The sequence below is a fragment of the Cupriavidus gilardii genome, from assembly GCF_013347325.1.
Classification (GTDB): Bacteria; Pseudomonadota; Gammaproteobacteria; order Burkholderiales; family Burkholderiaceae; genus Cupriavidus; species Cupriavidus gilardii.
Map to the genome: position 1 here is coordinate 1132085 of NZ_CP054624.1, position 25572 is coordinate 1157656.

The 25572-nt window shown below is 67.4% G+C and carries 21 protein-coding genes; 7 read left to right on the forward strand and 14 right to left on the reverse strand.

Features of this window, described 5'->3' with window-relative positions; genetic code table 11:
- The first annotated feature begins 1 nt into the window (after nt 1).
- The 3 genes from FOB47_RS05335 (at nt 2) to FOB47_RS05345 (ending at nt 3014) form a co-directional block, all read left to right on the forward strand.
- Nucleotides 2-922, forward strand: a complete 921-nt coding sequence (locus tag FOB47_RS05335) for a hydroxymethylglutaryl-CoA lyase (RefSeq protein ID WP_174780199.1) — start codon at nt 2-4, stop codon at nt 920-922.
- A 70-nt stretch (nt 923-992) separates the two neighbouring features.
- Nucleotides 993-1961 (forward strand): Bug family tripartite tricarboxylate transporter substrate binding protein, encoded by a 969-nt coding sequence (locus tag FOB47_RS05340; RefSeq protein WP_174780200.1) that lies wholly within the window; start codon nt 993-995, stop codon nt 1959-1961.
- 69 nt (nt 1962-2030) lie between these two features.
- The gene (locus FOB47_RS05345) at nt 2031-3014 is read left to right on the forward strand and encodes a Bug family tripartite tricarboxylate transporter substrate binding protein (protein WP_390884795.1); all 984 of its coding nucleotides are present in this window, start codon (nt 2031-2033) and stop codon (nt 3012-3014) included.
- Here FOB47_RS05345 and pip read toward each other — a convergent pair.
- From pip to FOB47_RS05365, 4 genes are all read right to left on the reverse strand, one after another.
- On the reverse strand, nt 2986-3972 hold the full coding sequence (gene pip, locus FOB47_RS05350; protein ID WP_174780201.1) for a prolyl aminopeptidase: 987 nt from the start codon (nt 3970-3972) through the stop codon (nt 2986-2988). The genes FOB47_RS05345 and pip overlap by 29 nt on opposite strands.
- Nucleotides 3973-4039: 67 nt before the next feature.
- On the reverse strand, nt 4040-4894 hold the full coding sequence (locus FOB47_RS05355) for a DUF2182 domain-containing protein (protein WP_232963110.1): 855 nt from the start codon (nt 4892-4894) through the stop codon (nt 4040-4042).
- Nucleotides 4866-5492, reverse strand: a complete 627-nt coding sequence (locus FOB47_RS05360) for a DUF1326 domain-containing protein (RefSeq protein WP_174780202.1) — start codon at nt 5490-5492, stop codon at nt 4866-4868. Before FOB47_RS05360 ends, FOB47_RS05355 begins: the two co-directional genes overlap by 29 nt.
- 259 nt (nt 5493-5751) lie before the next feature.
- Nucleotides 5752-6723 carry a Bug family tripartite tricarboxylate transporter substrate binding protein gene (locus FOB47_RS05365; RefSeq protein WP_174780203.1) on the reverse strand — a complete coding sequence of 324 codons (972 nt, stop codon included), beginning with the start codon at nt 6721-6723 and terminating at the stop codon, nt 5752-5754.
- A gap of 404 nt (nt 6724-7127) precedes the next feature.
- Here FOB47_RS05365 and FOB47_RS05370 point away from each other — a divergent pair, with 404 nt between their 5' ends.
- Nucleotides 7128-8279 (forward strand): Rpn family recombination-promoting nuclease/putative transposase, encoded by a 1152-nt coding sequence (locus tag FOB47_RS05370; protein WP_174780204.1) that lies wholly within the window; start codon nt 7128-7130, stop codon nt 8277-8279.
- A gap of 123 nt (nt 8280-8402) precedes the next feature.
- On the opposite strand, the gene FOB47_RS05375 is transcribed toward FOB47_RS05370, so the two are convergent.
- The 10 genes from FOB47_RS05375 to FOB47_RS05420 form a co-directional block, all read right to left on the reverse strand.
- A complete protein-coding gene (locus tag FOB47_RS05375) occupies nt 8403-10172 on the reverse strand; it encodes a tannase/feruloyl esterase family alpha/beta hydrolase (RefSeq protein ID WP_174780205.1) in 1770 nt (589 codons plus the stop codon).
- A gap of 191 nt (nt 10173-10363) precedes the next feature.
- Nucleotides 10364-11248, reverse strand: a complete 885-nt coding sequence (locus FOB47_RS05380; protein ID WP_174780206.1) for a metal-dependent hydrolase — start codon at nt 11246-11248, stop codon at nt 10364-10366.
- Nucleotides 11249-11415: 167 nt separating this feature from the next.
- A complete protein-coding gene (locus FOB47_RS05385; protein WP_174780207.1) occupies nt 11416-11784 on the reverse strand; it encodes a response regulator in 369 nt (122 codons plus the stop codon).
- A gap of 44 nt (nt 11785-11828) precedes the next feature.
- Nucleotides 11829-12926 carry a porin gene (locus FOB47_RS05390; protein WP_174780208.1) on the reverse strand — a complete coding sequence of 366 codons (1098 nt, stop codon included), beginning with the start codon at nt 12924-12926 and terminating at the stop codon, nt 11829-11831.
- Nucleotides 12913-13185, reverse strand: coding sequence for a XapX domain-containing protein (locus tag FOB47_RS05395; protein ID WP_006577519.1), 273 nt, complete (start codon nt 13183-13185; stop codon nt 12913-12915). Before FOB47_RS05395 ends, FOB47_RS05390 begins: the two co-directional genes overlap by 14 nt.
- A 40-nt stretch (nt 13186-13225) precedes the next feature.
- Nucleotides 13226-14854, reverse strand: coding sequence for an MFS transporter (locus FOB47_RS05400; protein WP_174780209.1), 1629 nt, complete (start codon nt 14852-14854; stop codon nt 13226-13228).
- The gene (locus FOB47_RS05405) at nt 14851-15282 is read right to left on the reverse strand and encodes a DoxX family protein (protein WP_390884804.1); all 432 of its coding nucleotides are present in this window, start codon (nt 15280-15282) and stop codon (nt 14851-14853) included. Before FOB47_RS05405 ends, FOB47_RS05400 begins: the two co-directional genes overlap by 4 nt.
- A 79-nt stretch (nt 15283-15361) precedes the next feature.
- Complete coding sequence (locus tag FOB47_RS05410; protein WP_174780211.1) at nt 15362-17308, reverse strand: amidohydrolase; 1947 nt, start codon at nt 17306-17308, stop codon at nt 15362-15364.
- Between the two features lie 17 nt (nt 17309-17325).
- A complete protein-coding gene (locus FOB47_RS05415; protein ID WP_174780212.1) occupies nt 17326-18147 on the reverse strand; it encodes an alpha/beta fold hydrolase in 822 nt (273 codons plus the stop codon).
- A gap of 45 nt (nt 18148-18192) precedes the next feature.
- Complete coding sequence (locus FOB47_RS05420) at nt 18193-18879, reverse strand: hydrolase (RefSeq protein WP_053823938.1); 687 nt, start codon at nt 18877-18879, stop codon at nt 18193-18195.
- 451 nt (nt 18880-19330) lie between these two features.
- Between FOB47_RS05420 and FOB47_RS05425 the strand changes: the two genes are divergently transcribed.
- The 3 genes from FOB47_RS05425 to FOB47_RS05435 all read left to right on the forward strand — a co-directional run bounded on the left by FOB47_RS05425 (nt 19331) and on the right by FOB47_RS05435 (nt 25477).
- Nucleotides 19331-19945 carry a response regulator transcription factor gene (locus FOB47_RS05425; protein ID WP_053824628.1) on the forward strand — a complete coding sequence of 205 codons (615 nt, stop codon included), beginning with the start codon at nt 19331-19333 and terminating at the stop codon, nt 19943-19945.
- A 197-nt stretch (nt 19946-20142) separates the two neighbouring features.
- Nucleotides 20143-20526, forward strand: coding sequence for a hypothetical protein (locus FOB47_RS05430; protein ID WP_053824627.1), 384 nt, complete (start codon nt 20143-20145; stop codon nt 20524-20526).
- Nucleotides 20527-20689: 163 nt separating this feature from the next.
- A complete protein-coding gene (locus tag FOB47_RS05435) occupies nt 20690-25477 on the forward strand; it encodes a trifunctional serine/threonine-protein kinase/ATP-binding protein/sensor histidine kinase (RefSeq protein WP_174780213.1) in 4788 nt (1595 codons plus the stop codon).
- Nucleotides 25478-25572: the final 95 nt, after the last annotated feature.

Consider the following 25572-nt stretch of genomic DNA (forward strand, 5'->3'; position numbering starts at 1 on the left):
GATGGAACGGGAAACGATCGTCATCACCGATGTCGCGCCCCGCGATGGACTGCAGAACCAGGCCGCCGCGATTTCGACCGACGGGAAGCTGGAGCTGGTCCGCCGCCTTGCCGCGGCCGGTGTACGCAGCGTGGAGGCGACCAGCTTCGTCTCGCCCCGCGCGGTACCGCAGATGGCCGACGCCGCCGACGTGGTGGCCCGCCTGCGCGCCGAGCTGCCCGATCTGCGCCTGTCGACGCTGGTGCCAAACCGCAAGGGACTGGAACGCGCCCATGCCGCCGGCGCGCCGGAGATTGCGGTGGTGCTGTCGGCGACGGAGACCATGAACCTGCGCAACATCAATATGGACCTGGACCAGGCCACGGCCGTCAGCGAAGAGACGCTGGTCCACGCATGCCAGCTGGGCCTGCGCACGCGGGCCTATGTCGCAGTCGCGTTTACCTGCCCGTTCGAGGGAGACGTGCCGCTGTCCACCGTCGTTCGGCTGGCGCAGCGGATGCGCGAGGCCGGCGCGGAAGAGATCGTCATCGCGGACACCATCGGTGCCGCCGCGCCCGCGCAGGTCAAGGCGCGGTTTGCGGCGCTGTCCGAAGTCATCGAGCTCGATCGGCTCGCGGTTCATCTGCACGATACGCGCGGCCTCGGTGCCGCCAATGCGTGGGCCGCGTTGGAAGCAGGCGTGCGGCGCTTCGACGCCAGCGTCGGCGGCATCGGCGGCTGCCCGTTTGCGCCCGGCGCCGCCGGGAATCTGGCCACCGAGGATCTGGTGCTGATGGCCGAGCAGAGCGGCTTTGCCACCGGCATTGCGCTCGAAGGATTGCTCGATGCGGTCGACTATGCGGAAACCTTGCTGGGGCGTTCGCTGGGAGGGCGATCCAGCGCATGGCTACGGCGTCGGTACCGGGCTGTATCGGAGACGTGATTGCGCCGTCCGGCAGGAGCCCAGCGAGCAGAACAAACCAACACAGAACATACACAACAGGAGACAACCGATGCTGAACCATTGCTGGATGCGCGCGGCCGTGATGAGCCTAGCCTGCATGGCCGCTGCCATGCCGTGGAGTCACGCCGCCGCCAAATGGCCCGACAAACCGGTCACGCTGATCGTGCCCTATGCGCCTGGCGGCGGCACCGATATCGTCAGCCGGCTGGTCGCGCAAAAACTGTCGGAGCGCTGGGGGCAGTCGGTGGTGGTCGAAAACCGCCCCGGCGCCAACGGGGTGATCGGCACCGGTCACGTCGCCAAGTCGGCACCGGATGGCCACACCTTGCTGATGGTGGTCGGCTCCCACGCGATCAATCCGGTGCTGATGAAGAGCCTGCCCTATGACACCGCCAAGGGTTTCACGCCGATCACGCGCCTGGCCGTCTCGCCGATGGTGCTGGTGGTCGCGAAGTCGAGTCCGTACAAGACGCTGAACGATCTGGTGGAGGCCGCGCGCAGGCAGCCGCTGGGCGTGGGCTATTCGGAGGGGCAGACGCGGCTGACGGGCGAGCTGCTTCGCCAGGTCGGCAAGTTGCAGACGATCCCGGTGTCGTACAAGGGCGGCGCGCAGATCATGGTGGACATCATCGGCGGCCATCTGGCATCGGGCTTTACCAGCGTACTGACCGCCTTGCCGCACGTCAATGGCGGCAATCTGCGCGTGATCGGCGTGGCGGCGGACGAGCGCATGCCGATCTTCCCCGATGCGATGACGTTCACGGAGGCCGGCCTGGACGACGTGCAGTCGCTGAACTGGTATGGCTTGTTCGGGCCGGCCGGCATGCCTGCGGCCACGGTCGAACAGATTCATCGGGACCTGCGCGAGGTCACCGCCGATCCTGCGGTGGCCAAACAGATGCGGGACCAAGGCGCGGCGATCGTGCTGACGCCGCCGGACGCGTTCCGCGCGTTTATCGGCAGCGAAACGCAGAAGTGGGCCGAGGTCGCCCGCCGCGGCGGCATTCGGCCGGAGTAGCGCGGCGCAAGCGGAGTAGTGGAGCGCGAGAGCAAGATGCCCCCGATATAACGAGGAGGAGGAGACAAGATGCAACGCCGAAGACTGATTCAGGCGCTGGGAGCCGCCATGCTGGCGCTCGCCGTGGCGCCGGGCTCCAAAGCCCTCGCGCAGGATTATCCGGCGCGGCCGATCCGCTTGATCGTGCCGTTCGCCCCCGGCGGGGTCTCGGATACCAGCGCGCGCGTGATCGCCGACAAGCTGGGCCAGCGGCTTGGCCAGCAGGTCATCGTCGATAACCGTCCTGGCGCATCAGGCAATATCGGAACCGCGATGGCCGCGCAGGCCGCGCCGGACGGCTATACGCTGCTGCTCGGCTTCGACGGCACGATGGTCATCAACCCCCACGTGTTCGCCAAGGTTCCGTTCGACACGATGAAGGACTTCGTGCCGATCAGCAAGATCGGCGACGCCGCGCTGATCCTGATCACGCATCCGTCGGTGCCGGCAAAGAATCTGAGCGAATTGGTAGCGTACTCGCGAACCACGTCGGCGGGCCTCTCCTATGGCAGCGCCGGCACCGGCAGCACGCCGCACTTGGCCGGCGAACTGCTGAAGGCGCGCACCGGGCTGAACATGGTCCACGTGCCCTACAAGGGCGGCGGACAGGCGATGGGCGACCTGGTCGGCGGCACGCTGCCGGTGCTGTTTACCGCGGTGGCGGGCGCGCAGCAATACGTGAAGAACGGCAAGGCCAACGCGATCGCGGTGTCCGCCGCGAAGCGCGTGCCCTCGCTGCCCGACGTGCCGACGCTGGCGGAGTCGGGCGTGCCGGGCTTCGTCAGTGACTCCTGGGTGGGCCTGCTGGCGCCGGCCAATACGCCGAAGGAGATCGTCGACAGGCTGGCGCGCGAGCTCAATGCGGTGGTCAACATGCCGGACACCCGAGAGCGTTTGGCGACGCTCGGGATCGTGCCGTCCGGCAATACCTCGGAGGCGTTCGCCAGCGAGATCCAGAACGATCTGAAGAAATACAGCGAGATCGTCAAGACCGCGAAGATTCGCGTGCAGTGAGGTCGTCGGCGTCGGCAAAACGATCAGTTGCCGCAATCAGCCGATCAAGAATGCCCGGCTCCGTCCATGCATGCCCGGCACCCTCGACCAGATGAAAGTCCGCCCGCGGCCAGGCCTGGTGCAACGCATAGGCGTAGCGCGCCGGGCACGGCATGTCGTAGCGGCCGTGCACGATGACGCCGGGGATGTTGGCCAGCCGGTGCGCGTCGCGCAGCAGCTGCCCTTCTTCCAGCCAGCAGCGGTGCGTGAAGTAGTGGTTCTCCAGCCGGGCAAATGCCAGCGCGAAATGGCCATCGTCGTGCTTGGCGGCGATCGCCGGATCGGGCAGCAGCGTAATGGTTTCGGCTTCCCACACGCTCCACGCGCGCGCGGCTTCGATCTGCCTGGCCTTGTCGTCGCCGGTCAGCAGCTTGCGGTAGGCCGCCATCATGTTGTCGCGCTCGGCCTCGGGGATCGGCGCCTGGAAGCGTGCCCACTTGTCGGGGAACATTTCGGAGACGCCGTATTGGTAGTACCAGTCCAGTTCGGCCTGCGACACCGTGTAGATGCCGCGCAAGACCAGCTCGCTGACCCGCTCGGGATGTTTCTGCGCGTAGGCCAGCGCCAGCGTCGAGCCCCAGGAGCCGCCGAACACAAGCCAGCGCTCGACGCCGGCCAATGCGCGCAGCCGTTCGATATCGTCGACCAGGTGCCAGGTGGTATTGGCCTCGAGTCCGGCATGCGGGGTCGACCGGCCGCAGCCGCGCTGGTCGAACAGCAATACGTCATAGCGTGAGGGGTCGAACAGGCGCCGATGGTCGGGCGAGATGCCGCCACCCGGCCCGCCGTGCAGGAACACCGCGGGCTTGGCGCCCGGCGTACCGGCGCGCTCATAGTAGATGACATGGCCGTCGCCGACATCGAGCGTGCCGGTCTCGTAGGGCTCGATTTCTGGGTAGAGGGTGCGCAGTGCGGGCATGGGTGCGGGCTCCGATGTCGAATACCGCAGTGTACCGGCGCCGCATGGCCGAGACAGGGCAAGTCGCTCAGGCGGCGGGTGTCACGGCAAGCCAGATCATCAGCGCGCCGGCCACGATCAGCACGACGCCGGAAAGCCGTGCCAGCTGCAGGCCGGCTGGCCCTGCCTTTTCCAGCAGCACGAGCAGCGCGAGCGCGGCAGCCCAGACCAGCGCCATCACGCCGGTGACGAACAGCACGGCCATCAGCGCCCAGCAGCAGCCCAGGCAAAACGCGCCATGACGGAGACCCATCGTCAGCGCACCGCGCTTGCCGTCGCGCCAGTTCGTCATCAGGAAACCGAGCGGGCTGCGGCAGTGGGTCAGGCAGGCCCGTTTCCATGGCGTCAGCTGGTAGAGTCCCGCCAGGCAGAGGATGGCGCCCGCGGCCACGCGGCTCGATATTGCCATCGCCGGGGACAGCAGCATGGTCTGATGAAGGCCCCATTGCACCAGCGTGATGGCGGCGCTGAAACCGACCCAGACGGCCAGATAGCCAAGCCCGAAGCAGACCACGGCTGCCGGCAGCCTGCGGCCGGGCCGCCGGCGTTGCAGGCCGGCGTAGACCAACATCACTGGCGCGGCGGCCGGCGCCATCATGCCGATCATCATGACCACCCACATCGCGAGGGTGTAAAGCCCGTCCGCGGCCGACCAGCGCATCGGCATCGCCATGCCCATGCCGGCCATCATCGCGGCGTGGTCCGTAGCCGGCGCCATCGAGCGATGCAGATGGAGCAGATAGCCCCACGCCAGCGCGGCGATGACCAGCATGCAACCCCAGACCAGCAGGCGGTCGCGTTGCGGCAGTGCGCCGAAACGTCTGGCGTCGGGCAGCGGCACCGCGCCGGCGGGCTCAGGTTCCCTGCCAGGAGAATGGCGCATATTGGCCATTGTTGCGGCCGCTGTCGTCGTCCCAGACCATGCCGAGCGCGTGGACGTGGCTGCGTGCGGGGCGCGCCAGCGCGACGCGGTCGGCTGCGGGATGGCCGGTGTTGTCCAGATGAATCGGCTCGGTCGCATTCGGGTTGATGCCCATCACGCCTTCGGCGGCCATGTCGACGAGGTTCGGCGCGGTGACCGACCAGCTTCTGGTGTTGCGATCGAAGCGGATCTGCGCCGACTCCACGCCTTCGAAGGTGCCGACCAGTGGGGAGAGCGCCGCCATCGGCCCGCCCGCGGCGCCGCTCGCAATGGCGGTGATCGCATCACGCTGTGATGCATCGGCGCGTTCGTCGACGATCAAGCCGACCGACCAGTTGCCCTTGCCCATCTCGTCCGGCGTCGAGCCCAGCACGATAAAGCCAAGTCCATCCAGCGGGACCTCGCCATAACGGCCCTGCTCGATCTGGAAGCCCATCGCGAAGATGCAGTGGCCCTTGGTGGGCGGTACCGCGAGCTGCCCGGGCAGGCAGGGGCAAATGAAGTCGCAGTTGCAGGTCTCGTAGTACTGACCCCGGATGTTCCAGTTGGGCGCGGCCATGGTTGCCTCCTCGTCTTGCCTCCCGGACCGGCGCCGTACCGCGGTGGATCGGGCGATACGCGGCGTCTCGATTTCGCGAGTCCGGGATCACTCGAATATAGGCGAGCAGACGGAGGATGCCGCCAAGGCCCAATAGGTCAGTGTTATTTGCCGAAACGGGGCGAGGAGGGAGGGGAGAGGCGGCGATGCCGCCACCGAAGGCGGCGGCATCGCGTCATGCAGGCATCCGGAAAGACGCCCGGCGAGGCAGAGGTGCTGCTTATTCGACCGTCGCACCGGATTCCTGTACGATGGTCTTCCACTTCCTGTAGTCCGACTGGACCAGGTCGGCGAACTGCTTCTGGGTCATCACCTTCGGCTCGGCGCCTTGCTCGTGGATGGCCTGGATCATCGCCGGCGTGGCGAGCTGCTTGTTCACTTCGGCCGCCAGCTTGTCGACGACCTCGCGCGGCGTCTTCGCCGGCGCGAAGATGCCATACCACGTGCTGACGTCGACCTGCTTGTAGCCGCTTTCGGCAAGCGTCGGCACATCGGGCAGCGAGGTGCTGCGCGTGGCGGACGTCACGGCCAGCGCGCGCAGCTTGCCGGCCTTGATTTGCGCCATGGCCGACGGCACCGAGGCCACCATCAGATCGACGTTGCCGGCGATCGCATCCATCATCGCGGCGTTCGAGCCCTTGTACGGCACGTGCAGCAGCTTGATGCCCGCGGCCTGGCTGAAGATCTCCGCTGCCAGGTGAATGGTAGTGCCATTGCCCGGCGAGCCGTACTTGATCGAGCCGGGCGCACGCTTGGCGGCGGCAACCACGTCGGCGATGTTCTTGAACGGCGAATTGGCCGGCGCGACGATCATGATCGGCGTATAGGCGACGTGGGTCACTGCCACCAGATCCTTGGTCGGATCGTACTTGACCGTCTTGTAGAGCCACGGGGCCACGATCAGGTTGTCCTTCTGGCCCATCACCAGCTCATAGCCATTGGGCGTCGCCCGTACGGCTTCGGCAATGCCGATGGTGCCGCCCGCGCCCGGACGGTTGTCCGGTACCACGGTCCATTTGGCGCTCTGGGTCAGCTGATTGGCGACGAGGCGGGACAGGATGTCGGTGCCGCCGCCCGGGGGGAATGGAATCACCAGTCGAATCGGCTTCGAAGGCCAGGCGGGGTCGGCCTGGGCCGGGGCGACCGCGGCCATGCCGCAGACCGCCAGAAGGGCGAGCAACGCCTTCTTCATCGTTTGTCTCCTGTTCTGGATTGTCCCGAACCAGTCGTGCTGCTGGCTTGTCGCGGCCGGATTGCGCCGGTCCCGCTGGGCTGGAGCAAGTCTAGAGGGCGGGAGTGGGGCGGGCGAAGTCATATTTTCAGAGACCAGATATGCGTTTTAAAAATAGCGGAGGTTACCACTAACCGAGATTGGGGGCACAGGAAGGGCCGTACCGGACGCCGATCCAGGGGGCTGCTGGCGGTATGGACAGGGAACCGGTATCGCGCAGGGGCCGCCGCGGGCAGGCGTTCCTGCGCGCACCCTATAGAGGTCCCCGCCTGTTAAATCCGCGGCATTTCAGGCAAGCACCGTAGCCGATTGGCTGGCAACTTATCGGGACGTTGGCCCCCTCCTCAACCTGGCTGTCCTTGCCTATGAACCCCTATCTCGACCCACCCGTTGCCGCCCATCTCGCCCGCTATCCCGTTCGCCCTCCCGCGCGCTGTTTGATGACGCATTCGGGCGGGCATGCCATCGGCGGTTATTCGACCCTGCGCCGATTTCCCGAACCGATATGCCACCGGATAGCCGAACCCGGGGATACGGCAGACGGTGACGCCCCTGCGAAAGGCCGCGATCACGATGGCTCATACAAGCTGGTGTTCTCCTTTCGCGAAGTCGTGCGCGACCTGATACATGGTTTCATCGACGAGTCCTGGCTGCACGCGCTGGACTGGAATTCCCTTGAGCCGGTGCCCGGACACTATGTGTCGGACCGCCTTCGTTACGGCATCAACGATGTGGTTTGGCGAATCGACGTCGCCGGGCAGGAGCAGCCGCTCTACTTGCTGATTGAATTTCAAAGTCGAGTCGATGCCGACATGGCGGCACGCATGCTCGCCTATGTCGGCATGTTCTACCGCGATGCGAGCCGTCGACCCAGCCGTCCACATGGCCGTCGGCGCGGTCCACGGTATCCGGCGGTGCTGCCGATCGTGTTCTACAACGGCAACCGACCATGGCAAGCGGATACGGAAATCGCGGCGATGATTTGCCCACTGCCGCCGTCCATGGCGAGTCACCAGCCGCGCCTGAACTATTTCCTGATCGACCGTACCCGCTACACGGATGCCGACCTGGCGGGGAAGCGAAATTTGGTGGCAGTGCTGATGCGGTTGGAACGGGCCCAGAACATCGAAGCGATGCTCGAACCATTGCGGCTGGCGAGAGAATTGACGGCACACAATGCCGCCCTCGACGAGGCAATGACAGCCTGGTTCGCTGCTCTGACACCGAATGCGTTGCGTTTAACTGAAGTACATAACCTGATGGAGTTGGAAATGGACATGACGGCAAAGTTTTACCGCTGGGCGCGGGAGTATGCGCAGAAGGAGGTCGAGCAGGGGATCGAGAAGGGGGTTCACATGGGTCACGCCAAAGCTTTGGCAAAGCTCCTGCGGCATCGTTTCGGCCCATTGTCCACACATGTCCTCGCCCAGTTGGACGCCGCTTCAACGGATCAGCTGGAGGTCTGGCAGGACAGAACCCTGGAGGCGGAGTGCCTGGACGACGTTTTTCGCCCCTGACGCATGCAATCGGGGGCAGGTCGGACTTGTAAAGCAAGACTAGCCGCCGGCCCGGCCTCGCTGTTACCCGAGGCCGGGCCTCCGGAGCACGAGGCCGTTCGTAACAGACGCTCGCGCTATTTGCTATTGCGTGACGCAGTTGAAGCTGCCGGCCATGTTGATGTCACCGCCTCCCTTGTACCGCGGCCAGCTCGGATACGGGCAAAGCGGGCGCGTGCGTCCCGGCACACCGACCGTGTCGGCGACCACCTGCGGGGGCGGTTCGGCACCTTTCTCTACCCAGTTTTCCAGCGCGGTCAGCGAATCCCAGGCCGCGTTGAACACCGTGCTGGCGGCGTGGCCATAGCCCGGGATTTCATAGTAGTGCATGAACTGCCCGACCCGGTCCGCGCCCATGGTGGTGCGCACGCGCTCGTAGTACTGGGCCGTCGCGCGCGAGCTGACCAGCACGTCGGCATTGCCATGGGCCATCAGGATCTTGCCGCCCTTGGCGGCGAATGCGCTCAGGTCCGTCTTGTTGATGTCCTGCAGCGCGGTCAGTTCGCTGACGCGAGACTGCCAGGGGCCCGGGTTCTCCGGATCCAGCGACAGCGAGTTGAAGTTCGGGTCGCGCGTGACGAAGAAGCGGACCCACTGGTCCCAGAACACCGCGAAATACGGCGCCGTGGCAGGCATCGGCGTCGCGGGCGGGTCGAGATTGAGCGCGAGCGCGATCACCGTCGCTTGCACGGGCGACGGCCCCGACATGCCAAGGTCCGCTCCCCATACGTTGAAGCCCGGGTACTGCGTCTCGCCGCTGCCCAGCGGATACGCGAACTGGATCGGCGCGTTGTAGACCTTTAGCGCCGCGATCTGCGGATCGGACAGGCAGTTGTCGCCGGTGTCGCCCCCGCCCGTGCAGCGCAGCGGGGCGCCGTTCAGGGTCGCCGTCGCCGGATCGAAGGTGGCGTTGCACGCCGCGACATTGCTGATGAGGCCATCCTGCACGCCGTCGAGCGTATCGCAGGCCTGCAGTGAGGCGTCAAAGAGTGCGCGACGTTTGGCGGCATTGGGATAGGCCCCTGGCTGCGCGAGCGCCCGCGTGATGCGCCCAAACGCCAGATCCAATGTCGCAGCGTTCCACGCGGGATAGAGCACGATGGCACCGTTCCAATCGTCGGGCCATCGCTGGACCACGGCGAGCGCTTCGCGGCCACCGGTGGAGCCTCCCGCAAAGTACGCCTTGCGCGGTCCTTCGGTCGCGTAGCGAGCCTTGATCAAGTGCAGCGCTGTGTCGCGGGTCTTCTTCAACGCATCGCTGGCGAAATTGCGCAAGGCCTCGTCATTGACGCCGAACGAGCCATCCCGGCTGCCCAGCGCGCCGGCCTGATGCCCGGAGTCGCTGGCGAAGGTGGCATAGCCGCGCCCCAGCGGCGTGGGCTGGTCGGCGGGGCCGGCCGGCACATTGCCTTGCGCCGCCGGAATCGTGCCGTTGTAGCCGCCGCCACCGAACATCATGATCTTGTTGTTCCAGTTGGCCGGAAGATTCAACTGGAAGCGGATATTCGGCGCATTGGGGTCGACCGGCCGGATATGGCCCAACACCCGGCAATACTCGCCGGTAGCCTGCGCGCCACTGCCGCCGGCCGGCACCACGGTCGCCTCGGTGACCACTGCACCAGAAGTGGGCAGTCCGATTGCCGTGGCCGGTACTTCGACGGTCGCCATTTCGGCGCAGGTCTTGGGCTTGGCGGCACTGGGTGGTGGCTTGTGTTCGTGATCGTCGCCGCCGCAGGCGGAAAGGGTCAGGACGATGCCGGCCAGCAGCGCGCCAGAGGCGGCGCGGATCGGATAGTCAGCGTGGCGGGTGCTGCGGTCCTGGTCCGGCGGATTGTCCGTGTTGGTATCTTGCATGCTTTGTCTCCATGTCGATATTCCGCCTTGGCCCTGGACCGGCACTTGTGAAGGCTGTCAGGCCGCGCAAGGGGGCGGCCAATCGACCATAGGAGGCGCAGCGCGATGCGTCAATCACGGAGATGGCTGATAGCCGGCAACGCGGCTGCCATCGGGTCGCGGGGACAATGCAGGCGGAGAGCGCCGGCCCCTCAGAAGTCGAACTTCTGCCCCGGCTCCGGCACGATGATCCGGGTCGTTTCCGTGGCGCCCAGCGCCGCAGTAAATTCGGCCGGCGTGCCGCGCAACATGGGATTGGTCAGGTAGTGAATCGGCATCGCGTATTTCGGCCGGATCATCTCGCGCACGGCGATCGCCGCCTCGCGCGGTCCCATGGTGAAATGCCCGCCGATCGGGATCAGCACCAGGTCGGGCTTGTACAGTTCGCCGATCAGGCGCATATCGGCGAACAGGCCGGTATCGCCCATATGCCAGATGCGAAAGCCGTTCTCCAACTCGATGATGTAGCCCACCGGCTCGCCGCCATAGTGGACCTCGTCCTTGCCCGAACTCGGGTTCTTCCAGACCAGCTCGGACGAGTGCTCGGCATGCACGGCGGTGATCCTGGGACCGTTCGGGCCGAACGGCGTCACCGTGCCGCTTTTGCCGAAGCGCTGCGACAGGTTGGCCGGCACCATGCCGAGGCTGACCAGCGTTTGCCCCATGCCGCCGCCGTTGTAGATCGGGGCGTTATGCATCTTGGCCAATGCCGGGGCGTCGCCCAGGTGGTCGCCGTGCGCGTGCGTGACCAGGATCAGATCGACCTTGCCCAGCGCCTGCAACTGCTTGAAGGGGGCTGGGGTCTTCGGATTCGCAGTCAGCCAGGGATCGATCACGATCACCTTGCCCCCTGGCGTCGTAATGCGCGTGGCGGCTTGGCCAAGCCACAGTACCTCGGTCTTGCCGCCAGACGTCGGGCCGGCGGCGGCCGGTGCCGGCCCCGGTGTGGAAGCGGTGGGCGCAATCGGTGCTTGGCCGGCGCATCCCGCGAGCAGTGTCAGCAGGGCGGCGAGCAGCAGCGGTCGGGCTTGAGGCATGGCTTACTCCTTGCAGCGTGAGCGAAACGGCAAGAACCGAGCAGGCCATTGCCAAAGCCCAGTATTGGCATGCGTACTTGCGGTGTCAACCTGGGGTGGCGGGAATCACCGTGCCATGTGCCATGTGCCTTTTGTCATGCGGAAAGGCTGGACGATATGCGCGATGACTAGCGGTTCCGCTCGCCGCCGCCCAGCGCCCGCTCGATACATCCGATGATCTCCGTATCCTCGAAGGGCTTGTTGACAAAGCAGGCGGCGCCAGCCGCGCAGGCGCGTCGCTCGTGGCCTTGTTCGGAAAACGCCGTCATGAAGATGATCGGCACGTGGCAGCCGCTCGCGCGCAGCGCCTCGCACAGCGCGAAGCCGTTCATTTGCGGCATCTGGACGTCGGTGATCACGCATGCGATCTGATGCAGCGTGGCCGATTGCAGCAGATCCGCGCCGCGGCCATAGAGTTCGACCGCCAGGCCGAAGGACCGCACCAGCCTCCCCATGGCATCCCTGACGGAGATGTCGTCGTCGACGATGGCAATCACGGGGGGCGAGGTCACAAGGGATCCTTGAGGAATCGGGCGTTTGCCTAGAAGGTATGCCGCATGCCGAGCGCAAAGACCTGCGGATCGGCTCCCGCCGCGATGCCCAGCTCGTTGATCGCGAAGTCGTAGGTGGCGTTCCGCTTGTTGTCGATGCGGCTGTAGTACGCATACAGCGCCGTGCGCTTCGACAGCGGATGGTCGTAACCGATTGTCCATTGCGTGGCGCCGGTCTGCGGACCGCTGCGGACGACCCCGATGGTGTCGGTCGATGCGCCGGTGCCATTGGCGGCAAATCCAAAGCCCAGCCGCAGGCTGCTGGCGCCCAGCCGCTGCACCAGCGATGCATACCAGGCGTTGCGCTGCAGATCGCCGCTGGCGGTCCGGTAGTGCAGCCGCTCGTAGACGCCGGCGATCCGCGTGCCGGACAGCACCTGCCACGCCACGCCGAGCTTCAATGCGTCGTCGTTGCGGCCGGCTGCCTGGTAGTGCCGGTGGACCTCGTAGGCGACGCTCGCATCGAACGCTCCGCGCTGATAGACCAACGCTGCGGAGTAGAGCGAAGGATTGCGTGCGACCGTCGCCCTTTCCTCGGGCAGGCCCCAACCGAGCCACAGGCTGGCACCGCCGAAGCGCGGCGACCGGTATTGCACGATGTTTTTCTGGCGGCGATCAAACGAACTGGTGTTCTCGACGTTGTCGGAGCTGGAGGCCGACCCATTGCCGATCAGCGCCATATAGCCGGCGGTGGTCGGGTAGTAAGGGTCGTAGCCCATCGTCGACTCGGTATACGGCGTATGCCAATGGCCGAGGAACAGCAGGCCGTAGTCGCCCTGCAGCCCGATCCGCGAACTGCGGCCGGCGATCTGGCCCTCGCCGGTGTCCAGCGACAGGTTGCTCTCGATCTGCCACAGCGCCTTCAGCGAGCCGCCCAGCGCTTCCTCGCCGCGCAGGCCGAACACCGAGCGGTAGTTGCTCTGGCGCATGCCGCTGGCGAGCGCGGTGCCATCGGTGGCGGTGCTGGCTCGCGTGTATTCGATTGCCGTATTGAGCCGTCCGTAGACGGTGACGGTACTGTCCGCCAGCGCGGGAACGCACGCCATCGACAGCGCGCCGGCGCACAACAGCGCGTCAGTGCGCCGCATCGCCGTCCTTGCGGTTGGCGGCAAGCGTTGGCCCCGGCGTGCCGGTAATCTTCGGCACGCACTCGGAATGGAACCACGCGACGGTGACCGGCTCGCCCGCCAGCATCCGCTTGACCGGCGGAATCAGCTGCTCGCCGATCAGCATGCCGAGCAGGCCGATCAATGCGACAGCCGGCGGCGCCGGGGAGCGAACCTGCATCAGCGCATAGATGATGCCGACCAGAATGCCGGCGCCAAGGGAAACGAGGTAGATCTTCATGGCGGTCTCGTAATCGAGAGGAAATCGGAAAAGAACCGGCTCAGGTGCGCGTTGGCGGCAGGCCCACACCGAGCAGATGACGCACGCGGGGCGGCTCGGCACCGGTGTGGAAGCGGGCGATGTCGCGCTGCAGGTCCGCGTCGGCATGCGGCACGCGCCGGTGCTGGCGCAGGTGCTCGGCCCACGATTCGACCAGGAACCACTCTGTCAGCAGGTCCGGATCCTCGGGGTCCTCCATTACGCCCCAGTTGAAGGCGCCGTCGCGCAGCCGTTCTTCCGACAGTTGGTGAATGGCCCGCAGGAACGCCTCGCGGTTCTCGGGCGAGACGCGATACTCGATCAGGATCATCACCGGGCCGCGGTCGTGCGCGATCTCGTCGGCCTTCTCCGGCTCGGGCCAGTGGCGTGCCGGACCCAGGTCTTCCTCGCCGCGCGGCAGGCGCACGCGGCGCAGCAGCAGCGTCGCGACGATCAGGCCCGCGCCGGCAATCCACAGCGCATTCGGCGTCCCCAAACCCTGCGCGACGAAGCCCCAGATCAGGCTGCCGCCGGCCAGCGCGCCGTTGAAGACCATCTGGTAGACGGCCAGCGCGCGGCCGCGTACCCAGTTCGGCAGGATGGCCTGCGCCGCGCCGCCCAGCGTGGTCAGCGCCATGATCCATGCCGCGCCGAGCAGCAACAGCAGCGGCAGCGCAACCCACACCGGCGGTGCGATCGACAGCGCGGCCATCACCGCGGCGGTGACTACCGCGGACAGCAGCACCATGCCATCCGAATCGAGCCGCTTCTGCAGCGCCGGCATCGTCAGCGCGCCCAGGATCGCGCCCGCACCCACGGCGCCCAGCAGGATGCCGTAAAGGCCCGCGCCGCCGTTGAGCAGCTGACGCGCGACCAAAGGAAGCAAGGCCCAGACGCTGCTGCCGAACGCAAAATGCACGGCAGCACGCAGCAGCACGATATGCAGCTTGCTGTGCGCCCGCGTAAAGCGCAGTCCGGCCCGGAAGGCGCTGAAGAAATGCTCGCGCAGCGGATCGCTGGGCTGGGCCGGGCGTTGCCACCAGATCAGCGCCGCGATCACGAACAGATAGCTGAGCAGATCGGCACCGTAGGTCGCCGCCGCACCGAATGCCGCCAGCAGCAGGCCGCCGGTGGCAGGGCCGATGGCGCGCGCGATATTGACGCCCAGCGCGTTCAGCGCCACTGCCTGCCGCAGCGTGCTCGGCGGCACCAGCTCGGGCACGATCGACTGCCAGGTCGGGCCCATCATCGCCGCGCCGATGCCGCCGACGAAGGCGAGCGCGATCAGGATCTCGATGGTCAGCGCCTGCCGCCAGGCCAGCAGCATCAACGTGCCGCTGACCAGCGCGAGGCCGATCTGGATCACGACCAGGAAGCGGCGCCGATCGAGGATGTCGGACAGCACGCCGGCGGGAATCGCCAGCAGGAATACCGGCAGCGTGGCCGCCGCCTGAATCGTCGCGACGGCAGCGGGCGAGCTCGACAGGTCGGTGGCCAGCCAGGCGCTGGCGACGTCGCGCATGAAGCTGCCGATATTGCCAAGGATGGTCGCGACCCACAGTACCGCGAAGGTCGGCCTGGCCAGCGGCGCGAAGGTGCCGGCCGATGCCGGCGCGGCCGCTGCCGTATCGGAGGGCGCGCCGGTGCTCATGCCTGCCTCCGCGTACGCCAGTCGTGCCAGGCCACCAGCAGGAAGCCGCCGACCAGGCCCAGGTGCTCGAAGAAGGCGTTGGCCATCATGAACTGCGCCTCGGGCGGCGCGTTCCAGAAGCGGTTGGCCAGGAATGTGGCGGCCAGCGTGAAGGCCGCCAGGGCCAGCGCGCCGAGCCAGCGCCCAATGCCGGCCAGGATCATGGCGGCGGCCACCAGCTCGAGCGCGATGGTGGCGACGGCCATCGGCACGGCCGGGCTCAGGCCGAAATGCTGCATCTCGGCGACGGCACCGGGGAAATCGAGCAGCTTGACCAGCCCGCCCTGCAGATAGGCGCCGCACAGCAGCAACAGCGCGATCCAGCGCATCGCGCGCGGCAGCATGCCCGCATCGTCATCGGCCGGGGAAGGCCGGGAGCTCGACAGCATCATGTTGGTTCTCCGGTTGGCGGCTTGCGGGTCGGCTTGCACGCCGGCTTGCAGGACGGCTTGCAGGTGGGGCTACCCATCAGAACGCCCAGCACGAGCACCCCAGCGCGCCCCAGAACCCGCTTTCATCGCTGGTCGGCACGCTTGATGTCCACGCCTTCGCGTGCGCGTGGCCATGCACGCCGCACGAGGACGCGCAGCCGCAGGCGGTGTTCAGCGCCAGCGTGCGGGCCTGCGCCTGCGGCCGCGGCTGGTAGCGGCTGCCATGGCGGGCCGGCGACCAGTCCGGCATCGGCGGCGGCAGGTCCGGTGCGTGCCGGCCAAACTCGGCGTCACCGTAGACCACCTTGCCGCCGAGCACGGTCATCACCGAGGTGATGTCCTGGATCTCGTCGCCGGGCACCGAGAAGTAGTCGGCCGACAGCACCGCCAGGTCGGCCAGCTGCCCCACCTGGATCTGCCCCTTCTTGCCGACCTCGGACGAGAACCAGGTATTGGCCTCGGTCCACAACCGCAGCGCGGTCTCCCGGTCCAGCAGATTGGCCTGCGGGTACATCGCCATGCCGCCCACCGTCTTGCCGGTGGTCAGCCAGTACAGCGATACCCAGGGGTTGTACGAGGCCACGCGGGTGGCATCGGTGCCGGCCCCGACCCTGACGCCGCGCTCGAGCATCTTCCTGACCGGCGGCGTGGCCTCGGCCGCCTTGGCGCCGTAGCGCTCGACGAAGTATTCGCCCTGGTAGGCCATGCGATGCTGCACCGCGATGCCGCCGCCGAGCGCGGCGATGCGGTCGATATTGCGGTCCGAGATCGTCTCGGCGTGGTCGAAGAACCAGTTCAGGCCCTGGAACGAGACGTCGCGCGCGACCTTCTCGTAGACGTCGAGCGCGCGCGTGATGGTTTCGTCGTAGGTCGCGTGCAGGCGCCACGGCCAGCGCTTCTCGGCCAGCAGGCGGATCACCGGCTCCAGATCGGCCTCCATCGACGGCGGCATGTCTGGGCGTTCGACGCGGAAGTCCTCGAAGTCCGCCGCGGTGTAGACCAGCATCTCGCCGGCGCCGTTGTGGCGATAGAGATCGTCGCCCTGGCCGGGCCGCACCGATGAGGTCCAGTTCTGGAAGTCGCGCAGCTCTTCCTTGGGCTTCTGCGTGAACAGGTTGTAGGCCAGCCGCACGGTCAGATGGCCCTCGCGGTGCAGCTCCTCGACGATCTGGTAGTCGTCCGGGTAGTTCTGGTACCCGCCGCCGGCATCGATCACGCCCGTGACGCCGAGCCGATTGACCTCGCGCATGAAATGGCGGGTCGAATTTTTCTGGTACTCGGGCGGCAGCTTCGGGCCCTTGGCCAGCGTCGCATAGAGGATGGTGGCATTGGGCTTGGCCAGCAGCAGGCCGGTCGGGTTGCCGCTGCCGTCGCGCACGATCTCGCCGCCCGGGGGATTGGGCGTGTCCTTGTTGTAGCCGACGGCGCGCAGCGCGGCGCCGTTGAGCATCGCGCGGTCGTACAGATGCAGGATGAACACCGGTGTGTCGGGCGCCACGGCGTTCAGTTCCTCGATGGTCGGCAGGCGTTTCTCGGCGAACTGGTGCTCGGTGAAGCCGCCGACCACGCGCACCCATTGCGGCGCGGGAGTGCGGTCGACCTGCGCCTTGAGCATGCGCATTGCGTCGACCAGCGAGCGTACGCCATCCCAGCGCAGCTCCATGTTGTAGTTCAGGCCGCCGCGAATGATGTGCATATGGCTGTCGATCAGCCCGGGAATGGCCCGCCGGCCATTCAGATCGATCACCCGGGTGCCCGATGCCGCGCGCTTCATCACGTCCTGGCGCTCGCCGACGGCGATGAAGCGGCCGTCCGCGATGGCAACGGCATCGGCCTGCGGATTGGCGCGATCGAGCGTGGCGAACTTGCCGTTGACGAGAATCAGGTCGGGTGTCGGGTTCGGTGACATGGCGAAGAGTTCCGAAGAGGCGGCCGCGCCGAGCGCGGCGGCCGAGGCGATGAATTGCCGGCGGGTGACTGACATAGGCTCGTGCGTCCGGATCAGGCGTTCAGGAAGGCCAGCAGGTCGGCATTGACCTTGTCGGCATTGATCACGCACATGCCATGCGACGCGCCCGGGTAGACCTTCAGCGTGGCGTTCGGCGCGATCTCGACGGACAGCCGCGCGGCGTTGTCGATCGGCACGATTTGGTCGTCGTCGCCATGCAGGATCAGCGTCGGCACCGTCATCTTCTTCAGGTCCTCGGTGTAGTCGACCTCCGAGAATTCCTTGATGCAGGCATACTGACCGACAATGCCGCCGGCCATGCCCTGAGCCCAGAACGCGTCGATCGTGCCCTGCGAAACCTTGGCATTGGGCCGGTTGAAGCCGAAGAACGGCATCGCCAGGTCCTGGTAGAACTGCGAGCGATTGTCGGCCACGCCCTTGCGGATGCCGTCGAACACTTCCAGCGGCAGGCCGTTGGGATAGGCCGTGCTCTTGGCCATCGTCGGCGGCACCGCGCCGATCAGCACCGCCTTGGCGACGCGCCTGGTGCCGTGGCGGCCGATGTAGTGCGCCACTTCGCCGCCGCCGGTGGAATGGCCGACCAGCGTGGCGCCCTGGATGTCGAGCGCGTCGAGCAGCGCGGCCAGGTCGTCCGCATAGGTGTCCATGTCGTTGCCATGCGCGGGCTGATCCGAGCGGCCATGGCCACGGCGGTCGTGTGCAATGACGCGAAAGCCCTGCTGCACCAGGAACAGCATCTGCGGATCCCAGGCATCGGCGTTCAACGGCCAGCCATGCGAGAAGACGACCGGACGGCCCGTGCCCCAGTCCTTGTAGAAGATGCGAGTGCCGTCCTTGGTGGTGATCGTGTTCATCGGTTCGTTCCTCGAGTCAGGTGGAAGCGGTGGGGTGGGAGGCGTTCAGCGCGCCGCGACCGGGGCGATCGACTGGTGCGGGGTGGCCGTGCGCTGCTCGGCCTTGTGCACCATCGTGTAGGCGTAGTCCACGCCCATGCCGTAGGCGCCGGAGTGTTCCTTGACCAGCTTCATCACCGCGTCATAGGTGTCGCGGTGCGCCCAGTCGCGCTGCCATTCGAGCAGTACCTGCTGCCAGGTCACCGGCACCACGCCGGCCTGCACCATGCGCTGCATCGCGTAGTCGTGCGCGTCCTTGCTGGTGCCGCCCGACGCATCGGCCACCATGTAGATCTCGTAGTCGCCCTCGAGCATCGCGCACAGCGCGAACGTGGTATTGCAGACTTCGGTCCACAGGCCGGACACCACGACCTTCCTGCGGCCGTTGGCCTTCAGCGCGTCGCGCACCTTCTGGTCGTCCCAGGAATTCATCGAGGTGCGCTCGAGCGTCTTTGCCTCGGGGAACACGTCCAGGATCTCGGGGAAGGTGTAGCCCGAGAACGACTCGCTCTCGACCGTGGTGATGGTCGTGGGCACATTGAAGATCTTTGCGGCCTTGGCCAGGCCGACGACATTGTTCTTCAGCGTCTGGCGGTCGATCGACTGCACGCCGAACGCCATCTGCGGCTGCTGGTCGATGATGATCAGCTGGCTGTTCTGCGGGGTCAGGACTTCTAGCTTCGGGTTGGCCATCGGGAGCTCCCTGGAAACGAGGTTAGAACGAAGTGGGACGAGAGGGACGAAAAAGGCGGTGCGCGCATTCGCGGTACGCGAAGCGGGGTGGGCGGCACCGAACCGGTGCGCGATCGGCGGGGCGACGGCGATGCAGCCCGACAGAAGACTAGACGGCCCAGGCGTTGGCCGCCATTGACCGATCGTATTAGTGGCCAGTGGCGCGATGGCGGCAGCGCAGTACGCGAACCGTCGTCGCCCGCGTTCACGGGGACGGCGGTGGCGGCATCGCTGCCGGCGGCGCCACTAACACAAAGGTATGGGTGGCCGTGCCGGCGCCGCTATGCTGAAATCGGCCGGTCCCGCGGGCCGCGTCATCGGCCCTGTCTATAATCCCCGCGATCTGCTCGAGCACACTGGAGGACCGACCGTGACCACCCACAGCGAGGCACATGCTGCCGGCGGCGAGTCGATGGTGCTGATCGTCGACGATGATGCGGGGCTGCGCAATGCACTGGGCAACCTGTTCCGGTCCGTCGGCATCCGAGTGGCGCTGTTTGACTCGGCAGCCGAACTACTCGAGTTCGAGCTTCCCGACATGCCATGCTGCCTGGTGCTGGATGTTCGCCTGCGCGGCCCCAGCGGCCTGGAGCTCCAATCGCGCCTGTTGCAGATGGGCGTTCCCATTCCGATCATCTTCATGACGGGGCATGGCGACATCCCGATGACAGTCGCGGCAATGAAGGCGGGCGCGGTGGATTTCATGTCCAAGCCGTTTCGCGACCAGGATCTGCTCGATGCCGTCACGGCGGCGCTCGACAAGGACCGCGCGCGACGGCAAGGGATGCGCCAGGTCGAAGCGATCCGGCGGCACTACGCCACGCTGACACCGCGCGAGGCGGAGGTCATGGGGCTGGCGGTCACTGGCCTGCTGAACAAGCAGATCGCGGCGGAGATCGGCATCAGCGAGGTCACCGTCAAGATCCATCGCGGGCAGGCCATGCGCAAGATGAAGGCCCGAACCTTCGCCGACCTGGTATTGATGGCCCAGCAACTGGGCATCCGGCAAGGCCTGCCGGCCGGCTGAATTCGCGCTACGCGTGCCTTCCCAAGCGGGGGGCGATCTGGCATCAAAATATTTGAATAACAAGGCCAAACCGCGGTCCTTCTCCCACTGCGACCTCCCTCTATAGTTCAGCACATGGACGACGCGACGGCGCAACAAACTCAAGCGCGGCAGCGTCCGAACCGATTCAAATTCGCTGACTGATGAAGGAGAAAGCCATGCCCAAGAACACCGCCCTGAAGATCGCTTCCGCTCTGCTGCTGTCGTTTGCCGGTGCCGGCATCGCGCAGGCCGCGACGGTCCCCGCCGACAAGTACGGCTACGAGTTCCGCACGCCGCAGACCTACACCGAAGGGGCGCGCACCTTCGATGTGCATGGCGATGGCGCCCGCGGCTTCGACCCGTACACCCAGGGCGCGCGCAAGGCCGACCCGTTTGTCGACGGCGCGCGCAAGGTGGCCGGACTGGATCGCGTGGGCGTCTCGGCAACCCCCGGCCGTGCTGCCGATGCGTACACCGATGGTGCTCGCGGCTTCGATGCCTTCAGCGAAGGCGCACGCGGCGTCAATCCGTATCTGGACGGCGCCCGCATCCAGGCCTGACTCGATGCGGCGTGCCGCGCTGCGCCGCGGCCGTCGCATGGCTGTCTATAATGGCCGCCCACTCGCAAGCAACGGACGGGAGAAGGGCGGTGATGGATCCAGTGCAGGCAGCCCCGATCGCCCCGGCTGGGGGTGGCGCGGGCCAGTCCAGGAGCGCCGCGTCATGACCTCGCCGAACCGACCCGAGCGGCATTCACCGATCGCCTTCGATGCCGCATGGCTTGCCGCCACGACAGCCCACCTGTTGAGCGCGGCGGACGGCGTGGTCGCCGAGCGTCTGTTCGATCCTCGTACCGGCACATACTGGCTGTCCCGCAGCGCGTCGCTCGCATCGGACGGCGCGCATCGGCAGTTGCAGAACGAACTGAGGCTGGCGCCGCGCTTGCATCCCGGATGGGCGACGGTGCCGATTGCCACCGTCTGGACCGCCGACCGAATGGTGCTGTTGTCGGAGGCGCATCCGTCTTCCCGCACCGCCGCGGCGCAGATCGGTCCCGTGCTTCCCATTGCCGCCGTATTCCAGATTGCCATCGCCGCCGCTCGCGCGTTGGCGGCCATGCACGGGAAAGGCCTGCTGCATGGCGATATCCGCCCGCACAACCTGTTGATCGACGACAGCGGCGCGTTGCGCCTGACCGGCTTCGGCCACGCGGTCGTCATCGACCCGGGGCGGCCATCGGCACCGCAAGCGGCACCGCAACCGGGCCCCGCCGCGCTGCCGTATCTCCCGCCGGAGCTTGCCCGCGGCGACGTGGCCCGCATCGGCGTGCGTTCCGACTTGTACGCGCTGGGCGTTGCACTGTACGAGTTGCTGATCGGCGCGACCCCGTTCCAGGCCGAATCGCCGGCCGCATGGCATCACGCCCATCTCGCCGTCGAACCGGTGCCGCCGCAGTTCCGCCGTCACGATGTGCCCGGCATGCTGGGCCGCATCGTGCTGAAGCTGCTGGCAAAGGACCCCGCCGACCGCTATGCCAGCGCCGCGTCGCTGGTGTCGGATCTGCTGCGGCTGCGGACCGAATGGGAGTCGACGGGGCGGATTGCGCCGTTCCAGCCCGACGCCGCCGTTCGGCCGCCGATTCCGATGCTGCCCGGCCAGCTGTTCGGCCGCGACACCGAGAAGGCGATGCTGTCCGAGGCATGGTCGCGTGTGCGCGACACCGGCAGATCCGAGCTGGTGCTGATCGCCGGTGCCGCGGGCTCCGGCAAATCGGCGCTGGTCGACTGGCTTCGGCGCGAGGCGGGCCTGGACGCGCTGCACTTTGCCGGCGGCAAGAGCGATCAGTTGCAGCGCGAGACGCCGTATGCGCCGGTGGTGCAGGCGCTGCGCGCGTCGACGATGGCCTTGCTTGGCGAGGATGAGGCCGTGCTGGCGCCGCTGCGGCAGCGCTGGCTCGACGGGCTTGCGGGCCAGGGCAGGGCCGTGGTCGAGCTGGTTCCCGAGGCCGAGCACGTGATCGGCGCCACCGCGCCGCTGTCCGAGGTGCCGGCCGCGCAGGCGAGGGCACGGGTGGACACCGCGATGCTGCGTACCTTCGCCGCCTTTGGCGAGGCGGGCACGCCGCTGGTGCTGTTCATCGACGATCTGCAGTGGGCCGATGCGTCAACCCTCGGGCTGCTGGAGGCGTTTATCGCGCAGCCGCCCGACAACGTGCTGTTGATCGGTGCCTATCGCGATTCCCGCGCCGGGCAGGAGCCCGGTGCCGGCGCCATCGAGCGGCTCGCGGGTCTGGCGCAGCCGGCGCGGCCGGGTATGACGGCGGCAGCGCCGGCAACGCCGATATCCGACACAACGACGGCCGCAACGAGCGCCCCGATGGCCGTCAGCCGTATCCAGATCAAGCCGCTGGCGCTTGCCGAGCTGACCGAGCTGGTGGCGGCTGCGCTGGACGAAGCGCCGGCCCGGGTGGCGGAGCTCGCGCGTGCCGTGCGCGCCAAGACCGCGGGCAATCCGTTCTTTACCTACCAGCTGCTGCGCACGCTGATCGACGAAGGGGTGCTGGCCTACGACGGTGCGGCTTCGCTGTGGCAGTGGAACGCGGCCGACCTGGTGCGCCTGCGTTATACCGACAGCGTGATCGACCTGATGGTCCGGCGCTTTGCGCGGCTGCCGACCGCCGGCACGCTGCTGCTGCAGCAACTGGCCTGCGTCGGCATCCGCTGCGGCGAGGGGCTGCTGGCGCGCATTGCCGGCATCTGTCCGCTGCAGATCGGCCAGCGGCTGCGGCCCTTCGTCGACGCGGGCTTGCTGGACCGGCTGCCCGAGGGCTATGCGTTCCGCCATGATCGCGTGCTCGAGTCCGCGTACACGATGATCGCGCCGGACCGGCGTTCGGCGATGCATGCGCACATCGCGGCCAGCATGATCGAGCACTGGCAGGACGAGCTGCCCGACTACGCCTTCGAGATCTGCAACCAGATCGAGCGCGCGGGCGATCATCCGCTGACCGGGCAGCAGCGCGCCGCCTTTGTCCATGTCGCGATCGTCGCGGGCCGGCGCGCCAAGCGCGCGGCCGCGATCGAACAGGCGGCGCGCTATACCGACGCGGCGTTCCGGCTGATGCCGGCGTCGTGGCGGTCACCGCAAGACGGTCCGCCTGAGGGTCCGCATGACGCCCCCCATGCGCGGCCCGACGATGGTTCCCCCTACGCGCTGGCCTACGCGGCCAGCGTGCTGCGCTGCGAATGCCTGCTGGCGCAGGCCGATCTCGACGGCGCCCGGCGGGAAATCGATGCGCTGCTGATGCGCGAGCTGCGGCCGATCGACCGCGCGGCCGTGCACCGTCTCGAGGCCATCCTGCTGACCGTGCGCTGCGATTACGAAGGCGCGATCAACGCGGCGCTGTCCGGGCTCGCGCTGCTCGACGTGCGCCTGCAGCGGGATCCGGCGCGCATCCATCATCGCGCCGCTTACGAGGCCGTCACGGCCGCGCTGGGCGACCGCGCGATCGCCGATCTCGGCGCCTTGCCGGCGACCGGCGATCCACGTATCCGCACGGCGATGGGCCTGCTGTCGACGCTGATCTCGTCGCTGTTCGTGTCCGACGGCATCAGCTTCTTGCATGTCGCCAAGATGGTCGAGCTGACGCTGGAACACGGCGCGACGCCCGAATCGGCCTACGGCCTGTCGTGGTTCGGCGTGTTCGTCGCCAGTCTCTACGACGAATACGACGACGGGTTGGCCTATGGCCTCGCCGCGCTGGCGCTGATCGATCGCCATGGCTACGAGGCAGAGCGCATCGCCACGCTGGTCGCGCTCGACCAGGTCAGCGCCTGGACCCGGCCGCTGCCGTACGCGCTGGAACACGCCCAGCGCGCGGTCGCGCTGGGGCGCGCGTCCGGCGACATCGGCATGGCGTGCTACGCCTGCAACCATATCGCCTCCGACCTGCTGGCGATGGGCGAGCATCTGCGGCTGGTCAAGGAGGAGATCGAGCGCGGTCTCGAACTGACGAGGCTGGTCCAGTACCGCGACATCGAACTGATCCTGCACGCGCAGAGCCACTTCGCGCAGCGCCTGTGCGCCGGCGACGATGCGATGGCGCAGGACGGGCCGATGCCGGCGGCGCAGACCAGTGTCAAGGAGCGGCTGCGCCTGAGCAACTCGTTGCCCACACGCTTCTGGATCTGGCTGTATGACGGCATGGCAGCGGCATACCTGCACGACTGGGAGCACGCGAGCCGCAGCCTGGCGCAGGCGGAAACGCTGATCTGGTCGGCGCCCGCGCATATCAATGTGGCGGATTGCCGCCTGTTTCTGGCGCTGTCGTTTGCCCGCGGTCCGGCGGCCGCGCTGGATCGCGACCAGGCCATCACCGCGCTGCAAAACCATCGCGAGCGCTTTGCGCAATGGGCCTCGCTCAATGCGCTGACGTTCCAGAGCAAGCTGTCGCTGCTCGACGGCGAGATCGCGCGGCTGCGCGGCGACCCGCTTGCCGCGCTGGTCTGCTACGAGCGCGCGGCCCACGCCGCGCAGGCCGCCGGCTTCGTGCATGAGCAGGCGCTGGCCAACGAACTGGCCGCGATGCTGTGCGAGAACCACGGTCTGCATACCGCGGCCCGTCAGCACTACCGCGGCGCGCAGGACTGCTACCGTCGCTGGGGCGCCGATCACAAGGCGGCACTGCTGGCCGCACGCCATCCGGAGCTCGGCGCCTGGTCCGACGCCCAGGCAAGCCCCGTGGCGCGGTTGGGCGCGGCGCTGCCCGCGGCGACGCGCTCACTCGGTATTGAGGCCGCGCAGGCGCTGTCGGGCGAGGTCGTGATGGACCGGCTGATCGAGACGCTGATGACCGCGATCGTGGCATCGGTCGATGCGAGCCTGCGCTGGCTGAACCGTCCGGCGCCGGAGCTGGGCGAGGTCGCCGAGGGGCTCGCGCAGATCAAGCAGAACGGACTGCGCGCGGCCGACATCATTCGCGCGCTGCGGTCGCTGGCGAAGCAGGCGCCGGCCGTGCTGGCGCCGCTGCGGCCGGACGACGTGGTCAGTGAAGTGCTTGACATGGTGCGGATGGATATCGAGGAACACGATGTCCGCGTCCACGTGCGGCTCGAGGCGGGCGCGGCGACGGTCGAAGGCGACCGGGTCCAGCTGCAGCAGGTCGTGCTGAACCTGATTACCAATGCGCTCGATGCGATGGACGGCACGCCCGCCGAACGGCGCGAACTGATCGTGACGTCGCGGCGCGAGCCGGGGCGGCAGGGGCGGCAGGGGCGGCAGGGGCAGCAGGAGCAGGTGGTGGTCAGCGTGCAGGACCGCGGCGAGGGCATCGCCGCGGACGCCGCCGAACGGATCTTCGATCCGTTTTTTACGACCAAGGCGAGCGGCATGGGCATGGGCCTGGCGATCTGCCGCTCGATCGTCGAGGCGCATGGCGGCACGCTGGAGGCGAGGCGGGTCGAGCAGGGCGGCAGCGAATTCGAGTTCCGCCTGCCAGTGGTGGCGGGTTAGCGGCGCACCAACTGCAAAAAAACACGCGCGCAAGGCGATCGGCCTTGCGCGCGTGCTTGCCGGTGAGGCAGCGAGCCCCCGGCGATGGCACTGTG

Coding starts and splice junctions, on each gene's coding strand:
- FOB47_RS05395 (WP_006577519.1), bottom strand. CDS start 13,185: ATGAAGATCTACCTCGTTTCCCTTGGCGCCGGCATTCTGGTCGGCATC.
- FOB47_RS05435 (WP_174780213.1), top strand. CDS start 20,690: ATGACCTCGCCGAACCGACCCGAGCGGCATTCACCGATCGCCTTCGAT.
- FOB47_RS05355 (WP_232963110.1), bottom strand. CDS start 4,894: ATGCGCCATTCTCCTGGCAGGGAACCTGAGCCCGCCGGCGCGGTGCCG.
- FOB47_RS05380 (WP_174780206.1), bottom strand. CDS start 11,248: ATGCCTCAAGCCCGACCGCTGCTGCTCGCCGCCCTGCTGACACTGCTC.
- FOB47_RS05420 (WP_053823938.1), bottom strand. CDS start 18,879: ATGGCCAACCCGAAGCTAGAAGTCCTGACCCCGCAGAACAGCCAGCTG.
- FOB47_RS05340 (WP_174780200.1), top strand. CDS start 993: ATGCTGAACCATTGCTGGATGCGCGCGGCCGTGATGAGCCTAGCCTGC.
- FOB47_RS05415 (WP_174780212.1), bottom strand. CDS start 18,147: ATGAACACGATCACCACCAAGGACGGCACTCGCATCTTCTACAAGGAC.
- FOB47_RS05335 (WP_174780199.1), top strand. CDS start 2: ATGGAACGGGAAACGATCGTCATCACCGATGTCGCGCCCCGCGATGGA.
- FOB47_RS05405 (WP_390884804.1), bottom strand. CDS start 15,282: ATGCTGTCGAGCTCCCGGCCTTCCCCGGCCGATGACGATGCGGGCATG.
- FOB47_RS05390 (WP_174780208.1), bottom strand. CDS start 12,926: ATGCGGCGCACTGACGCGCTGTTGTGCGCCGGCGCGCTGTCGATGGCG.
- FOB47_RS05400 (WP_174780209.1), bottom strand. CDS start 14,854: ATGAGCACCGGCGCGCCCTCCGATACGGCAGCGGCCGCGCCGGCATCG.
- FOB47_RS05360 (WP_174780202.1), bottom strand. CDS start 5,492: ATGGCCGCGCCCAACTGGAACATCCGGGGTCAGTACTACGAGACCTGC.
- FOB47_RS05370 (WP_174780204.1), top strand. CDS start 7,128: ATGAACCCCTATCTCGACCCACCCGTTGCCGCCCATCTCGCCCGCTAT.
- FOB47_RS05365 (WP_174780203.1), bottom strand. CDS start 6,723: ATGAAGAAGGCGTTGCTCGCCCTTCTGGCGGTCTGCGGCATGGCCGCG.
- FOB47_RS05375 (WP_174780205.1), bottom strand. CDS start 10,172: ATGCAAGATACCAACACGGACAATCCGCCGGACCAGGACCGCAGCACC.
- pip (WP_174780201.1), bottom strand. CDS start 3,972: ATGCCCGCACTGCGCACCCTCTACCCAGAAATCGAGCCCTACGAGACC.
- FOB47_RS05430 (WP_053824627.1), top strand. CDS start 20,143: ATGCCCAAGAACACCGCCCTGAAGATCGCTTCCGCTCTGCTGCTGTCG.
- FOB47_RS05425 (WP_053824628.1), top strand. CDS start 19,331: ATGGTGCTGATCGTCGACGATGATGCGGGGCTGCGCAATGCACTGGGC.
- FOB47_RS05345 (WP_390884795.1), top strand. CDS start 2,031: ATGCAACGCCGAAGACTGATTCAGGCGCTGGGAGCCGCCATGCTGGCG.
- FOB47_RS05410 (WP_174780211.1), bottom strand. CDS start 17,308: ATGTCAGTCACCCGCCGGCAATTCATCGCCTCGGCCGCCGCGCTCGGC.